This window comes from Marisediminitalea sp., from assembly GCF_984433645.1.
The window spans coordinates 1-16,919 of the sequence record NZ_CFIDRX010000091.1; the positions used below are offsets into that span (position 1 = coordinate 1).

Annotated in this window: 12 protein-coding genes; 3 read left to right on the forward strand and 9 right to left on the reverse strand. The window is 47.9% G+C overall.

The features are described 5' to 3' along the window. The 5 genes from AC4MRN_RS12465 to AC4MRN_RS12485 all read right to left on the reverse strand — a co-directional run. Window positions 1-456, reverse strand: a 456-nt coding sequence (locus AC4MRN_RS12465; RefSeq protein WP_491203449.1) for a GHMP family kinase ATP-binding protein, incomplete at its 3' end; no start/stop codon positions are given. Window positions 457-477: 21 nt separating this feature from the next. Then, entirely contained in the window at window positions 478-2,943 is a 2,466-nt protein-coding gene (thrA, locus tag AC4MRN_RS12470; protein WP_491203450.1) for a bifunctional aspartate kinase/homoserine dehydrogenase I, read from the reverse strand. A gap of 384 nt (window positions 2,944-3,327) precedes the next feature. Continuing rightward, on the reverse strand, window positions 3,328-3,846 hold the full coding sequence (locus AC4MRN_RS12475; protein ID WP_073323415.1) for a PepSY domain-containing protein: 519 nt from the start codon (window positions 3,844-3,846) through the stop codon (window positions 3,328-3,330). A 112-nt stretch (window positions 3,847-3,958) separates the two neighbouring features. Then, a complete protein-coding gene (locus AC4MRN_RS12480; RefSeq protein WP_073323417.1) occupies window positions 3,959-6,016 on the reverse strand; it encodes a hybrid sensor histidine kinase/response regulator in 2,058 nt (685 codons plus the stop codon). 48 nt (window positions 6,017-6,064) lie between these two features. Then, on the reverse strand, window positions 6,065-8,167 hold the full coding sequence (locus AC4MRN_RS12485; protein ID WP_491203451.1) for a two-component system response regulator: 2,103 nt from the start codon (window positions 8,165-8,167) through the stop codon (window positions 6,065-6,067). 309 nt (window positions 8,168-8,476) lie between these two features. On the opposite strand from AC4MRN_RS12485, the gene AC4MRN_RS12490 reads away from it, so the two are divergent. Beyond that, window positions 8,477-11,944 (forward strand): ATP-binding protein, encoded by a 3,468-nt coding sequence (locus AC4MRN_RS12490; RefSeq protein ID WP_491203452.1) that lies wholly within the window; start codon window positions 8,477-8,479, stop codon window positions 11,942-11,944. Between the two features lie 13 nt (window positions 11,945-11,957). On the opposite strand, the gene AC4MRN_RS12495 is transcribed toward AC4MRN_RS12490, so the two are convergent. Next, entirely contained in the window at window positions 11,958-12,335 is a 378-nt protein-coding gene (locus AC4MRN_RS12495; RefSeq protein WP_073323423.1) for a SpoIIAA family protein, read from the reverse strand. 130 nt (window positions 12,336-12,465) lie between these two features. Here AC4MRN_RS12495 and aceK point away from each other — a divergent pair, with 130 nt between their 5' ends. Further along, the gene (gene aceK / locus AC4MRN_RS12500; protein WP_491203453.1) at window positions 12,466-14,277 is read left to right on the forward strand and encodes a bifunctional isocitrate dehydrogenase kinase/phosphatase; all 1,812 of its coding nucleotides are present in this window, start codon (window positions 12,466-12,468) and stop codon (window positions 14,275-14,277) included. 136 nt (window positions 14,278-14,413) lie between these two features. Here the strand turns inward: aceK and AC4MRN_RS12505 are convergent, their stop codons facing one another. Genes AC4MRN_RS12505 through AC4MRN_RS12515 form a run of 3 tightly spaced genes read right to left on the reverse strand, consistent with a single transcriptional unit; the run spans window position 14,414 to window position 15,924 of the window. Continuing rightward, a complete protein-coding gene (locus tag AC4MRN_RS12505) occupies window positions 14,414-14,797 on the reverse strand; it encodes an MAPEG family protein (RefSeq protein ID WP_491203454.1) in 384 nt (127 codons plus the stop codon). 33 nt (window positions 14,798-14,830) lie between these two features. Continuing rightward, complete coding sequence (locus AC4MRN_RS12510) at window positions 14,831-15,358, reverse strand: DUF3833 domain-containing protein (protein ID WP_491203455.1); 528 nt, start codon at window positions 15,356-15,358, stop codon at window positions 14,831-14,833. Further along, window positions 15,358-15,924, reverse strand: coding sequence for a chalcone isomerase family protein (locus tag AC4MRN_RS12515; protein WP_491203456.1), 567 nt, complete (start codon window positions 15,922-15,924; stop codon window positions 15,358-15,360). The genes AC4MRN_RS12510 and AC4MRN_RS12515 overlap by 1 nt, the downstream gene beginning before the upstream one ends. A 103-nt stretch (window positions 15,925-16,027) precedes the next feature. Between AC4MRN_RS12515 and AC4MRN_RS12520 the strand changes: the two genes are divergently transcribed. Continuing rightward, window positions 16,028-16,919, forward strand: an 892-nt coding sequence (locus AC4MRN_RS12520; protein ID WP_491203457.1) for a 1-aminocyclopropane-1-carboxylate deaminase/D-cysteine desulfhydrase, incomplete at its 3' end; no start/stop codon positions are given.

Genomic DNA, 16,919 nt, shown 5'->3' on the forward strand with positions numbered 1-16,919 from the left:
ACAAGGCGCAACGTTATCGTAGTGAATACTGCCGCTGATTTGCCCTTCCAGCTCACCCATCATGGTCAGCAATGTGGTTTTGTCGAATGGACGACCAAAGTGCTCATTGAGACCGTGAAACGCAGCCACAATTGAGCTGGCACTGGAGCCCAGGCCACTGCCGATAGGCAGACTTTTCAATAGCGTCATATGAATGGGAGTGACTTCCAAGCCTTTGGCCTGCATGGCTTTTTCAAAATAGCGATAGCAGTCTGTGACGATGTTTTCGTCTGGATTGGCCGGCAGTTTATGGGCAAAGACACCCGCTACCGACAATCCGAATTCATCCGCATCACTAACGATAACTTCATCGCCTAACAGACTCCCGTCCAGGGGTTGCAAGGCCGCGCCCAATACGTCGAATCCGAGGCTGACATTGCCTATGGATGCCGGGGCGTACGCTCTGGTTGTTTTCATGTTTGCTGCTCTCAAAACCGATTAATGTGCATTCTGCTTCCACGGCATCGTGCGAAGAATATCGGCAAATACCCCTGCGGCTGTTACGGTCGCACCTGCGCCATAACCCCGAATAACATAAGGGATAGGATTATAATAATCACTGTGAATCGCCAGGGCGTTTTCACCGTCTTTTACTGCTGCCAAGGGGTGAGAAACCGGTACCGCCTTGATCATTACTTTGCATTTGTTCCCTTCAATGGAACCGATATATCTGAGTACTTTACCTTCTGCATTGGCATTAGCAACCCGCTCAGAAAATTCAGCATCCAGTTGCGGTAACTGTTCCATGAACGTAGCGATATCGCAATCTTCGGCAAAGCCTTTGGGTAACACCGACTCAATTTCAATGTCGTCGAGCTCTAGTTCCAGGTCCGCTTCACGGGCCATAATCAACAGTTTGCGCGCCACGTCCATACCGCTCAGATCATCACGAGGGTCAGGTTCGGTAAAGCCATTTTCTTTGGCAGTACCTGTTGCTTCAGACAGGCTCATGCCTTCTTCAAGCTTACCGAATACATAAGACAAACTGCCCGACAAAATACCTTCAAAGCGGTGCAGAACGTCCCCGGCAATAAACAGTTTTTGCAGGTTATCGATAACCGGTAGGCCAGCACCAACCGTGGTTTCGTACAAGTACTGACGGTTAGTTTGTAGCGCGGTGTTGCGCAACTTTTTGTAGTAGGCCAACGTGTCGGTATTGGCTTTTTTGTTTGGCGTTACCACGTGGAAACCATTTTCCATCATATCCACATACTGGCTGGCAATGCTTGCGTTGCTGGTACAGTCAACAATGACCGGATTAACCAGCGCATTGCTATTCACGAAATCGTGCAGACGTTCTACAGAGAACTGGTCCTGTGCATCTGCTAGTTCAGCTTTCCAGTCACCGGCCAGGTCGATACCCTGACTATTCAGCAATAACTTGCGGCTATTCGCGATACCGTAAACACGTGCCTGAATATTGCGACCCAATAACGTAGGTTGCTGCTTTTCAATCTGCGCCAGCAATTCAGCACCGACGACACCGCAACCAATCAGGAAAATATCGATAGTGTGGCGGTCTGAGAAGAAGTTCTGGTGAATCACTTTTACCGCTTTCTTAGCGCGCTTGGCTTCAATAACGGTAGAAATGGAACGCTCTGATGAGCCCTGCGCAATGGCGATGTTGTTTACCCGAGCTTGAGACAAGGCGTTAAAGAAGCGTGCAGCCAATCCTTTGGTATGACGCATGCCGTCACCCACCAGGGTCACAATAGCCAGGTCGTGGCGCACTTCGATAGGGTCCAGCAACTGGTTCTGTAACTCCAGCGCAAAAGCGTCTTCCAGCAAGGTTTGTGCACGCTGGGCATCTTTGCTGCTAATACAAAAACTGATTGAATATTCTGAGCTGGACTGCGTGATCAGGCTGATAGAGATATGTGCGTTAGACATGACCTCAAACACACGGCTGGCCATACCCACCATGCCTTTCATACCCGGACCTGCAACATTGAACATAGCAATATTGTCGAGCTGTGAGATGCCTTTTACGCTGGTCCACTGGGTACTGGCTTCATTACTAATTAAAGTACCCGGCGCGCTGGGGTTGAGGGTATTTTTGATCAAGCAAGGGATATGATGCTGAGCAATCGGGCCGATGGTTTTAGGGTGCAGTACTTTGGCGCCAAAATAAGACAGCTCCATGGCTTCCTGATAAGTCAGCTTATCGAGCAATACCGCACCTTCAACCTGGTTCGGATCGGCATTGTACACACCGTCAACGTCTGTCCAGATCTCGCAGCACTCCGCGTCGATACAGGCCGCCAGTACTGCAGCAGAATAGTCTGAGCCGTTGCGGCCTAAAGTGACTTTTTCGCCCGCTTCATTTGCCGCTACAAAACCCGGCATAATGATCAGCTGACTGCCGTCAGTGTTTACATCGCTAAAGCGCGCTTTACTCAATGCTACGTCGGCGATGCTGTCCAGGTAATCCCCTTCAGCCAGTACATATTTTACCGGGTCAATAACAATGTTGTTCACGCCCTGCGCTGTAAGGATTGCGCTGAACAAGTTAACGCTGATGTATTCGCCCAGGCTCATGATGCTCGCTGTTACCGGATCCGGCGAGCAGCCCAATAACGCGATACCTTGCAGTTGTTTGTTTAACGCGCTTAAGTGTGTCGCGATAAAGTCGCTTATACGTGCGAATTCGAAACCATCAAGTTGCGCATTCAGTTCTTCAGCAATGCCGTTTACTTTCTTATCGAGTTCCGCAAACAGCGCGCTGTAATCTTCACCTGCTGCCGCCTGGTCGCACAAAGCACCAAGCGCATTGGTTACACCTTTTGGAGCAGACAAGACCACAGCAGCACCACTTGCCTGGTGAATGGTCGTGCTAATCTCGGTCACCCGCATGTAACGCTGTGCATCGGCCAGAGATGAACCACCAAACTTTAAGACTTTCATTGAATGCTCCTTGACTGCATTGTGTTGTGGGCTAATTTGGCCCTTTCGTTACCGCAAAAAAAAACCCGCTCTTTTCAGGGCGGGCTTTCGTTGTCTGTTTGCTTACGCGCACTAGCCAGCGACCGCCCTCCTAGAGGTGGTAATAATCATGCCGGTGGTGCTAATCATCGTCTTCATGCGTTCAATTTGCCGTATAGACGTCTATATGTCAACAGGCTTTGCGCATTTTTCAGACCGTTCCGTTGCCTTTATGGCCGGAATCTTCATATTTGGGCGCGCATAATAGCACGTAAACGCCTTGTTCGGCTAGGGATCCACAGAGTAAATAGCAAAAAGGGGCGTCACTGAAGTTTCGCCCCTCTATTTTGCTCATTGCGGCATGACTTACGAGCCGAACATCACCATAAGCACCATGAGCACAAAACCCACACCGGCTATTTTAAGCCCGTTTTTATAAGGCAGTGCTCTTGGCATAAACATCAGGAAAGACGAGACAACGAAGAACAATAACGCCACACCAAACGCAATATTCACAATAAACAGCGGACTGTTCGTAGTGGCTTTGTGCAGCTTCACCATTTTGGCCAGCGGTGCTGGGTAATCCTTTTGCGTATAGACCACCTCACCGCTTTGCTTGTTGTATTCGCCCTGACGGAATCGAATGGTGTCTGCAGTCTCTTCTACAACCGCAAAGCCTTTCATACGCAGTTGCTCACCTAAACCTTTACCACTTAGCCCAACTTCCAACTGACGTTCGTGCGTGCTTTCATACTTTAAAAAGTCCGTTGTTCTGAAAATCAGTAACACACCGCTGATCGCATACACGGCCATGATACCCGCCAGGAAAAAACCAATCCAGCGATGGTATTGTCGAAAACTATTGTGAAACTTTGGTGAAGGCATGTTTTTCCTCATGAGTAAATAAAGTTAATTCGGCTAGTTTGCCGAAAAAATGATTTTGATTACAGTGAATTAACGTTTCTTGACTTTTGGTGGGGCTCTTCAAACCTGTGTGTTAGTGGAATTTGCGTTCGGACACCAACAACAAGGTATCGCGAATATTTTCCACGGATACCGGCTTGGTTAAAAATGCGTTCATACCCACGTTAAAGCAGGCTTGCCTGTTCTCATTGGTGGTATTTGCTGTCATGGCAATAATGGTGAGGGATTTGTGGTCATACCCCAGTTCACGGCGAATTTTTCGCGTGGCCTGAAATCCATCCATCACATCCATTTCACAGTCCATAAAGACCACGTTGTAATCCCTGTTTTGCTTTAACGTCTTAATTGCTTCCAGCCCATTTACCGCATAGTCTGCGGTCAGGCTCAGCTCAGACAGCATGGCTTCCATGACGATGCGGTTTATTTCATTGTCTTCTACCACCAGCACTTTCATACCTTGAAGTTGCGCGACTACTGACGGCGAAGCGACGCGTCTGGCAGTGATATTCGCCTGCTCGGAATAGGGAAACTTCAATGAAACAGTAAATTCAGAGCCGGCTCCCGGATGACTATGTACGCTTATGTCACCATGCATGGCCTGGCACAATTCTTTGACTATCGACAAACCTAACCCCGTACCGGCGTTCGCCTGATTGTCGAATTGTTGAAACGGCTTAAAGATACGCGCGGTCTGCTCCCGGGTCATCCCCTTACCGGAATCGGCCACACGAGCTACTAATTCCAGCAACGCGCCGGTTTGTATTGTGGTGATAGTAAATTTAATGTGCCCGCCAAAAGTAAACCGCAATGCGTTATTCAGGATATTCGTGAATATTTGCTTTACCCGGACCTCATCGGCTTCAACCCAATCTTGTTGGCAATAATGGGTTTCAAACTCCAGTTGTATACCTTGCTTTTCACAAAGCGGTAAATACAACGCCTGCAGGTCGTTAAACACTCTTGCCAATGACAACGGCGCAGGCGAAATCAGCAATTCACCACTGTCTATTTTTGAGTAGTCCAACACGTCATTGATAAGACGTACAAGGGTCTCCGAGCTTTGCATTGCAATCGCTATTTTGGTTTCCAGAATGTCTTTGTCCAGACCGGAGTGAATGGTTTGCAACATGCCAGAAATCCCATTGATGGGCGTGCGCAATTCATGGCTGATTTTAGCAATTAATTGACTGCGTGCCTGCAACAGGTTCTCGGCTTCCTGCTTTTTCACTGCAAGCAGGTTTCGATTTGCGACCTGGGCATCAATATCCTGAAACGCTCCGAACAAGCGAACGCATTCGCCATCTTTGAATTCTGCCTCGCCTAATGCTGCAACCCATTTTTCTTTGCCGGTATAAGTAATCAGGCGGACTTCCAGGCTCCAGGACTCACCTTTCTCAAAACCGCGCTCAACCGCATCAACAATTTGCTGACGGTCTTCCCCTTCTTTGTAAAAGTCGATGGCGGTTTCCAAATTGGGCTCAAAGTCGTCGGGCACTTCATGAATAAAGCGCGTCTGATCGCTCCAGTACACTTTGCCGGATTGCACATCAACTTCCCAAAAACCAATGTTCGCAAGGCGCTGCATGGCTTGTAAAGAATTTAGCCGCCGCCGTTTCCATACCAGGCTTTCGTCTCTGGCCAACGCCGTTTCAATGACCGCGGCAATGGTTTTGATTAAATCAAGCTCAGCATCGCTAAAAGCAGATGCCTGTTGTTGGGTGAATAAAAAGAACAGAGTCCGGGGTAATTTGCCCTGACTTAAAATCGGCGCCCCCAGATAAGTGTGAATGGCAAACAAATTCACAAATGGGTGTTCTGACACATCAGACGTACTGCAGTCTTCGTAGTACGTTAGCTCACCGCTTTCAATGGCCTTATTACAAAGTACGTCTTTTACAGGCAGGGTAATACCTGCCTCAAAAGACAGCTGAGATGATTGATTGATGCTATGCAGTCGATACAGTGAATGATCAACGTCGTCGATGCCGCCATAGCCTACAGCGTCGGCACCAAACGATCCGCGGCAAATCTCGAGTAAGCGATCTATCATAACCGGCGTACTTAGATTTTGATCCGACGATATATCTAAGATCGTCTTGTAAATAAGAGGGTTACCGCGTTCTAACTGCATAGGAATAACCGGTTTTCTGACTAACTGGTTTATTTTTAGTGTCGGGTATCATACCACTTGTGGCTCATTAGCCAAGAGCGAAAAAAAATCGTTCTCATTTATTGGTTTACTAAAGTAATAGCCCTGTCCCTCTTCACAGTTAATTTGCTTCAGCGTCTCCCATTGCTCTGCGGTTTCGATACCTTCACCCACCAGTTTCAAACCCAGACTATGAGCCAGATGCACAATCACATCGACAATGTTTTTTGCTTGCTCGTCTGCCAGCATGTCTTTCACAAAAGAACGATCGATTTTAAGGATATCGAGTGGAAACATCCTCAGATAGCTCAAACTCGAGTAACCGGTACCAAAATCATCCAATGCAATTGAAATTCCCAACGACGATAACTGCGTTAAAATATCCCGGGTTTCTTCGAAGTCAGTCATTAGCGCAGACTCGGTAACCTCCAGCTCCAACAAATGACTGGGTAAGGCCGCTTCGTTTAGCATGTCCTCAAGCTGGTTGCAGATATCACTTTCGTGAAATTGCTGAGCCGAAATATTCACAGCAATCTTGAGCGGGTGCCCCTGACGTTCCAATTTTTTAGCGGTTTGAATACTTTGTTGTAACACCTGACGGCCAAGTTCGTGAATTAAACCTGACTCCTCGGCAAACTCAATAAATTTGTCGGGCGGGATCATGCTTCCATCTTCTCCGGCCAGTCTGACCAACGCTTCCGCACCGGTGATCGTTCCCGACACCAAATTGTATTTTGGTTGATACTGCACAATGAGGCTTTCATTTTCCAACGCAGTGCGAAGCGACTTTTCAATACTTACCCGTTCGTTAAGCTCCAACTGCAGGTTGGTAGAAAAGTAACAATAACGGTTCTTTCCGGTGGTTTTCGCTCTGTACATGGCGGTATCGGCATGGCGCATTAACTCCTCAGCGTTTGACGAGTCGGTTGGGTAAAAGCTTATTCCCACACTAACACTGAGTTTGTGTTCTTCACCTGAGATTGAAAACGGTTCCTGAATGGCTTCAATGATATCCATCGCCACTATATCCGTCACGTTGTGCGAATTGATTTCCGGAATCATAACCACGAATTCATCACCACCGACCCTCGCAAGTGTCGTTTCGGTGTCGCACAGATGTTCCAGCCGTTGCGCCACTTGTGTAATCACAATATCACCCACTGAATGCCCCAGCGCGTCATTGAGATACTTAAAGTTATCGATATCAATCAACAATAAGGCGACAGACTTCCGGCTTATTTGTGCACGAGAAATGCTCTGCAACACGCGGTCATGCAACAACATGCGGTTCGGCAGGCCGGTGAGCTGGTCGTGATTTGCTAAGTGGGTCATTTGCGTCGCAAGCGCAATAGACTCGGTCACATCCTGGAACACAATCACGCAACCGACCAGATTTTGTTGCTTATCGCGGATTGGCGCAGCAGAGTCCTCTACCCGGTATTCACGCCCTAAACGATTGGTAATTTTAGCGTTCAGCGCCATGGCAACGACACGCTTTTCTTTCAACGCAATTTCAACCGGGTTAGGCAATGGCTGATTCGTTGTAGCATCGGATATCACCATAACCTCGCCAATTGGCAAGCCAATAGCAGAGTCTTTGTGCCATCCCGTCAGCCGCTGAGCAACCGGGTTAATGAAGGTGATTTTCCCTTCTTCATCTGTCGCAATGACCGCATCCGCAATAGAGTTTAAGATGACTTTCAGATACTGGCGCTCTTCTTCAATTTGTCGCCGCGCACTAATCACCGCGCGTTCCTGAAGCTTTAACTGCAGATGATTATTAATACGCGCTCGGCACAACGTTAAATCAAACGGCTTGGTAATGAAGTCGATCCCCCCCATTTCAAGGGCTTTTCGCTCAGTCTCGTAGTCATGATGAGAGGTAATGAAAATAACAGACGGCACTTTCGTATAGGCCTGTTCTTTAATGCGCTTGCACACATCAAAACCGTTGATGTCAGGTAATTCAATATCCAGTAACACGATATCCGGTTGAGATATCGCGGCTAATGCGAGCCCTTCCTGCCCATTCTCTGCGGTTGATACCTGGGCTAAGTCCTCAAGACCACTGGCGAGGACTGCCAGTGCCCCTGGGTCATCGTCGATGACCAGAATTTTTAATGTCCCTTCCATTGCAGGCTCCTCCATTTACTACTTCATTGCAAGGTTCGATATATTCGCCGTCCAGCCTGAACGGGTTCGTAAGCAACCCTATTGCGAATCAGCGTCGCTTTAATAAATGAAAAAACAACACTTTTTCACATTACTGCCTATACTTACCCACTGAAATCAGCAGAAAACATAGCAATATATCGCAGCTTTGAAAAAGCGGCTGGATGTAAATCGTTCCCTCATAGATAATGATTAGCATTCAATCTGGTTTTAGTATAGGTGATTGGTCGTATTTCACTAACTTTTGATGAACTGTAAAGCGAGCCAACTTTGAGCAACATAAAATACACCTACATACTGCTAGTCGGATTATTTGGCCTGTTATTGGGCGTGTCACTGATTCATGAAAGCTATATAGAGAAAGAAGCCTTCAACGAAATTGCAAAACAGCACCAGGTCAATTTACACGAAATTAAAATCGACTTTTCGAATCGTATTAATGAAAGTATCAATGCCATTCACTTTTTATACTCCACGCCGCCGATTAGCGGTTTGGTGAGAGCATCTGAAGACCCGGAAGGTATCGACCGTCTTGACGACACGTCTTTTGATGGCTGGCGGTCGCGACTAGAAACCATTTTCACAGCTTTTCTTGAAAACAACGCCCAATACTCACAGGCCAGGGTGATTTATGCAGACTCTGGGGACGAATTCATCCGGGTGGAACGCTTTCGTGGTGATGTTCGCGTTGCCACGCCTAATTTGTACCAGAACAAAAAACACACTGATTATTTTATTGAAGCGACGCAGTTAAAGCGGCAACAGCTTTATGTTTCACCGATTAGCTTAAACCGTGAATTTGGTGAAATTACCGTACCTTATCAGCCAACGATTCGTTTTATCCTGCCCATTTTCACCGAGCAGGGGCAACTTTTTGCTTTTCTGATTATCAATAAGAACCTCACCAGTCTGTTCGAATCAGCCAGAGAATTTATTCCGGCAGGCCAACAGTTGGCTTACAGTGATGAGGCAGGATACTTTCTGGAACACTTTGATCCTGCACTGTATTTTACAAAAGATTTGTCACCTGATAAGACCTTTACCAGTGAATATACAACGACGACGTTGATACCTAATCTACTAAGTAAAGTAACCCCGCTATCCGGCACAATGCCAGCTAGCTATGTGTCCAGCAGCGCAATGATGGTGCCTTCAGGACATCGTCCTTACCAACTAACCGTGTCGATATTCAGTGACAGTGCGTTTATTGATAAGTTCTTGTGGGATCGCCGGGTCTCTTTTTATACCGCCATTGCAATTGTGCTATTACTGTTCTCAATGGCTTTGTCATTAATTAACCGTGCATCGAATCGCAATCGCAAACTCGCCGAAGCCAGGGCTGAAGCGCAAGCCGTGGTGACTGCTGCGATCGATGTCATCATTACCCTGGACAATCAGGGTGCGGTTACCTCGTGCAACTTCGCTGCCGAGCGTATGCTAGGGGTGAACAAGCAACAATTGTTGGGTGAAAAGCTCGACCCGTACTTTAACCCGCACTCCAACACGCCCATTGAAACCATAATATCCAATACCGAAACTGAATCAGATCTTACATGGAACAAAGGCGCAGAAGAGTGCCATTATCACTGCACAAAAAGCGTGATTAAATTGTCAAAAAAAGTCTCTGCATTGGCGCTGATTTTTCGGGATTCGACTCAGGATATGCAAGCCAAACAGGAAGCTGCCAACATAAACCAGGTGCTGGAAACCAAAATTGCTAAACGCACCCAGGAGTTGGAATCTGCACGCAATGAAGCGGTAGAAAACAGCAAGGTTAAAAGTCAGTTTATTTCCAATATCAGCCATGAAATGCGAACACCCTTGAATGGAATTTTGGGTGCTCTGGCCATGTTAAAACGACAGCGCTTGCTACCGGAAACTGAAAAATTCATCAATATGGCTGAGGTCAGTGCGTTTAACCTCAACGTCCTCATCAACGACATTTTGGACCTGTCGAAAATTGAAGCAGGTAAACTGGATTTAGAGAGCAAACTGTTTAACCCAACGGTATTGATAAACGATCAGGTCACCACCCACGCCGTAAAAGCCATCGAAAAAGGGCTGGAATTTTATCTCGATACCTCAGCGCTTAACTTTCGCACGTTTCGCAGCGACCCACATCGACTCGCACAGGTGTTAAACAACATTATCAGCAATGCCATAAAATTTACCGAGCGTGGAGCGGTTATTGTAAAAGCCCGTACTGATGCCCTTGACTCTACCGGTACGCTTACCATCACCGTCAGTGATACCGGCATTGGTATCGCCAAAGAGAAAATACCGAAGTTATTTAATGCGTTCCAACAAGCCGACAATAATATTGCGTCCAGATACGGTGGTACCGGCCTTGGCCTGCTAATTTGTAAACAACTCGTCAACATGATGGGGGGAGATATTACACTCGACTCCGAGCATCACAAAGGCACTGATGTAACCATTACCCTGCCAACTAATGAGTGGGACCCCTATGCCGAAAGTGAAATTAAGCGACTTACCGATAAGACCGTGGGCGTCTACACTCACAGTGAAAACGCATCTCGAATTATAACTAATATAGTGAAAAGCCTGGACGGCAAGGCATTCATATTGGAAAACAGCCATCTTGAAGCGCCGCTTCCCGATCTCCCCGACAATTTGATCGTGGATGTACCACTTTCTGAAGCGACGAAACTGGTGACCTGGCTGTCATCGCAGCCGAACAAACCCAAGTTATTCGTGCTAAAAGCCTTTACGCAGAACTTTCATTTAGACTATGAGCCACTGGAGTATCTGAATAAACCCCTGTTACGCACCGAGTTTTTAGCGAAATTTATTAATCAGCGCGGGCAAACTTCCGAGTTTGTTTCAGACTTTTATCACCGACGTCAAACTGATGTAGATGCACAGCACCTTTACGACGCAAGCACGCTGAAAGGCAAAGTACTGTTGATTGTCGATGACAACGACATCAACCTGGAAGTAGCTGCCAGTCTGCTATCGGAACTACCTGTTACCATTTACTGCGCGAACTCCGGTGAAGATGCTATCACCCGTTTGATAAACCTTGAATCAGAGGGCACGCCAGCCGATGCTATTCTGATGGATTGCAATATGCCGGGTATCGACGGTTACGAAGCCACCCAGCTCATCCGCCAGGGAAAAGCCGGGGAGCATACAGCGGCAATCCCGATCATCGCGATGACAGCCAATGCCCTGCAAGGCGAAAGAGAGAAATGCTTGCGCATTGGCATGGACGATTTTATTACCAAGCCACTGGAACCCAATGAGTTTATAACCAAGTCGGTAGCATGGCTACAAACCGAGGAAGTGGTGATATCAACGCCAGAAGAGGCGCAAACCAGCCCCCAAAGAGAAGAAGCCACTGCGGCTTCAGGCAATACACAGCAAGAATCTGAACTAAGCTTACCGATTTGGGACAAAGGTGCAGCATTGGGAAGACTAATGAACAACGAGGCATTACTGAACAAGCTTGTTGATATCTTTCTGTCAGGAGCTGAGCCCATTTTCGCAGAGCTGTCAGCAGCGGTACACAATGGCGACTACGAAACAGTGCGTCAGCGCAGTCACAAGCTAAAAGGACAAACCGGAGAAATTGGTGCTCAGCAACTCTACGACACCATGAGTAAACTCGAACAAAGTGCTAAAAACCAGGAGCCAGACATAAACACACGGTTCAATGTCGCCAAAACCCAATTTGAGGCCCTGTTAGACGAGCTAAAACAAGCCACAGAAGCCTGATTCAGGAGTTGCATTATTCACACAACCAGTTAATCGCTTCCGTTGAATCAGTAAAGTAGTTGGCTTCGCCACCAATAAACCAGTCACCCACTGTGGCCATTAGCGCTTGCCAGTCTTTATTTCCCACGATGGCGATTTTTTCGAACTCGTTGCCGTGCTTTAAACCAATTTTGAAGTCATCCCACGCGGCGCGCAGCTCCCAGCCACTAAATGCAGTCACATCTACCAACATTTTGACATGTGGTGAGCCAATCGTGTTTAACGCACCTTCCAGCAGTGGCGTAAACGCTTCGTAATCGGCATGGGTCAGTTTTCCTGCGGCTTTCATTACAATGTAAAGGGTGTTTTCAAAACGCTCTATTCCGATTGAAATACTGTGAGTCTGGGTCATAACTGGCGGTCCGGGTTATTCAGTCTTACACTTACGCTATCTCATATTCGCCTGCTGTATGCTGACATAAATCAACAAAAATACCTGTCTCATTCGCCTGCGCCATGCGCTGTGGTAAGGTGACAGCGGATTGACTACGTCGAGTAAAAACGTGACAGAACACGCTCAAGCCAAAAAAATGGCCTATCAAATAATGACCAGCTTCGATAAAAACTATCGCTGGTTCAGTCGAATTACCCGCGGCGCGCAGGAGCGCTTTGAGAAAGGACACTGGCGTGATGCCCTTGCCGCTTCTAAAGAGCGTATCAGCATATACGAACAAAGCCTGGCCGATGCCGTTGCAGATTTGTACGAACAAATCATCGTGCACCAAAAAGACGTTGAATTCTGGCATACGTTGAAAGCGGCTTTCGCCAACCTGATAGAAAGCCATCCGCAGTACGAACTGGCTGAAACCTTCTACAACTCCGTTATCGGAAAAGTATTTCGGCACAGGTCTATCGACAACAACATTATGTTTGTATTGCCAAGCCGGTGCTTCTTGCCCGGACAGGACCGGGCAAAAGTCATTCACAGTTTCGACACCAAAACCACCGTGGCGGAAATGTACGAAGCCATTTTTGCCTGCTATCGCTTTAATATCCCGTTTGAAGATCGCACCAGGGACATGCAGTTCCTCGACGATGCCTTGCGCAATCGACTTACTAAACAAGAACTCGGCAGTGTATCTGCGGTAGAAATGCTGAAATCGGTATTTTATCGCGGTAAAGCGGCTTATTTGATTGGCCGCATTAAGATGCCCGAGCAAACCCTGCCGTTCGTCATTGCATTGCAGACCAACGATAGCAATGCCCTGTTTGTAGACGCGCTGCTCACGGACCGCCATGATCTTAGCGTTATTTTTGGCTTTGCCCGCTCTTATTTTATGGCAGATACCCAATACCCGGGCGAACTGGTTGCTTACCTGCACGAGTTAATGCCCAACAAAAAAGTGTTCGAATTGTACATTGCCCTGGGCCACTACAAACATGGCAAAACGGTGTTTTACCGCAACTTTTTACAGCACATGGACAAATCTGACGACGCCTTCGAAATCGCGCCAGGTATTCGCGGTTTAGTGATGATGGTGTTTCACCTGCCTTCTTACGGTGTGGTGTTTAAGATCATTAAAGACGAGTTTGCTGAAAGCAAAAAAATCACCCGCGAACACGTTATCGATCGCTATCGGCTGGTAAAGATGTCTGACCGAGTCGGACGTATGGCAGATACGCACGAATACGTGAATTTTCGTTTCCCGCTGCACAGGGTACACCCTGATTTATTAGCCGAACTGCAGGAAACCTGCGCGTCCAGTGTCAGCATCAGCGGTGATGAACTGGTGATCAAGCACTTGTATATCGAGCGAAAAATGACGCCCCTAAACCTGTTCCTACAACAGGAAACCGACCCACAGAAATTAGAAAATGCGATTGACGAGCTCGGCACCTGTATTAAACAAATAGCCATGGCTAACATCTTCCCCGGCGACATGCTGCATAAGAATTTTGGCATCACCCGTCACGGCAGGGTCATCTTTTATGACTACGATGAAATTTGTTTGATGAGCGAGCGTAACTTCCGTGATATTCCGAAGTCAGACGATCCCTACGCCCTTGATACCTTGTCTGTTGCACCGAGTGATGTATTCCCGGAGCAATTCGAGCACTTTATTGTGGGTAAGCGACCATTCAAGGAAATGCTGAAAGCCAAGCACGGCGACCTGATGACTTCCGAATACTGGCGACGCGTGCAGAAAGAAACATCCAAAGGGGAAATCCACAACTTCACCCCTTACCCACAATCCCGTCGGTTCAGCCGCCACCCGGACAGAATCGAGCAATTAACCGCAGTTACGTCAGCTCCAACCAATAACGACGCGAAAACGAGTGGTGAATTGTCGTAGCGCATAACCATCGAACTACAGCATCTCGACAATGAATCAAACACACTACGTTACTCACCCATGGCAGGCGTCATGGGTGAGTAAAAGTGTCTGGAAACAAGTGTTTTGAAGTGTGACTAAAAGCCTAAACGGGTACCTACATTGCAGTAATAAACAACGCAATACTGATCGCCAGCCCTGCAACAAAAGCCACACTTCGAAGCGTATTCCACGCATACCAGTAACAGAATAAATACAAAATTCGGCATGCAACAAAGCTCAGAGCTAATGTAATGTGGGTGGTGCCAACAGACGATGTCGCCAGCACAACCAAGGCGGCTGGGGCGAAATAGGTGATGGCTTCAAAGCAATTGTAATGTGCGGCATTTGCCCTTGCCCCAAAGCCCTTGAGCGACTGTTGCTGTTCCCGGGGTAACGCGTTGTCGTAACCGCCATGCCGGTGCATTGCCACCGCCAGCGGTATTTTAGCCAGAAATGGCATAACACAGACGAGCAACAAACAACCCACGTATAACGTCATAAGATTCCCTCCTTCAGGCTATTAACGCAACGACTATTGGCGTTGCATAAAAATAGTAACTTCGGCCATGACCAACCCGAATTTTTTAATATACGAGCGGTTCATCAGGGTGTCATTGTCCAGCGCCCAGAACCAATCGTCAAACGCAACCGTGTACGTGGTGTCATCAACAGGCAGGTCCATGGAATAGGTAAAATTGAAAGCATTACCGTATGGCTTGCCTTTGGCCACGTCGAGGATATCAGAAGCTTGGCCGGTATAGGTGCCGTCTGCCTCTGGCGTAATCCTCCAAATCCTTGATTCAGGCCCTTCCCCCAGCGAGTAAGTAAAACGCTCGTCTAACACCAATACGTTGCCGTCCATGCTACCGACAATATCAACCGTGAAGCGCTGCACCACTTCACCGGAACGGTTTTGCACAATTCCCCAGGCTTTTACATCACCCTTGAAAAAACGCTCTAACGAAAATGACGGTGTGTGTTGTTTGTATGTCTCTCCGTCGATGGACACACTGCAACCCGCCGCAACAATGCACAATAATAGTAATCCCAAATACCGCATTACTTTGCTACTCCTGCTAATAATTTGTTCCTGAACTCAGGTTCGCTGGTTTGCTCCCCTAACCAAATTGCAAAAAAACGTGACGCAAACCCCGGCGCGTTAATATCACCAAGCAACGAACCATTGAAATAAAAGCGAGCGCTACCATTGTCCAGATAAACACCGGTCAGCGTGTCACCGCTGGTCACATCCGGAAACAGATCGCGCATCAGCGGTAGCCAAAGGTCTAAGTCGGCGCGACTCACACCAGACTGTCTGCGCATTTCCTTGACGGAACGTGACGCAATGTCTTCACCGTCAAAGTCACGCAGGTAAGTTAGCGACAACGCATAAGGCGAATTGGCTTGCCATTGCCCCTCAGGGGCGAATAAGGTGGCGTCATATACATCCCAGAACAGCACCGAAAAGCGGCCGGACCCCACTGGCTCTGCGCCGGGTACTTCGGCATCGATAAAAGGCTTTACCAAAGACTCACTCCTCGCTTCTGTGCCCAGCGCTATGACGAACAACAACGCCGCGCTAATCTGCAAGCCCGATTGCCACGCTTTCTTTGCTATTAACTTCATTGATTTCACATTACCGACCAATGGAATTACACTGTGCCTTTTATACCTGCCGCACCTGTAAAATGATCACTCTGAACCCCGCTGTCGACGTTGTCCTGTTCCCATGAGCAACCATTTTAATGTAGCGCAAAAACTGGGGATCAAACTTCCCACTCCGTTACAGTCATTCTCACCAGACTGGCCTGGGGCAGAACGGGTGTCGATTCACATTAAACGCGACGACCTGATGCACCCTGTGGTGTCTGGCAATAAATGGCGAAAATTAAGCGGTGTGTTTTCAGGGCCGGCCACGCTACCAAACGCCATACTGAGTTTTGGCGGCGGCTTTTCGAATCACCTGCATGCACTCGGTTATTGCTGCCATCAATTGAATATTCCGTTTACTGCCGTTGTGCGCGGAGATTACTCTGCTAATCCAACGCCCATGTTGCGTGACCTCATCAACTGGGGTACCCGGATCCGTTACGTCAATCGCATTGAATATAGTCGACGCCACGACCACGATTACCTGAATCAACTTCGCATTGAGCATCCTGACACAACCCTAATCCCTGAAGGCGGCAGCCAGCAGGCAGCCCTGATGGGCGTGCAGTCGGTAATCACAGAAACCGAACACAATTTTGATGTGGTTATATGCCCGGTTGCCAGCGGCGCCACGCTGGCCGGACTAATTACCGCTTTGAAACCACAACAACGGGCAATGGGTATTGCAGTTCTGAAAGGGGTTGGTTATCTTGAGTCTCTCGTTGAACAATTTTTACCCGCCAGAACAGACAACTGGCATATTGCGCATGACTTTCATCACGGGGGTTATGCAAAGACATCAGCGCCCCTGCTGACTCTGATTCAATCAGTAAGCGAACAGCACCAGCTTCCTCTGGAGCCCGTTTACAGTGGCAAAGTGTTGTTTGCGTTAAAAAGTATGCTGGCGTCGCACGTTTTTGCGCAAGGCACACGAATTCTGGTGTTGCATACGGGGGGGCTGCAGGGAGCGC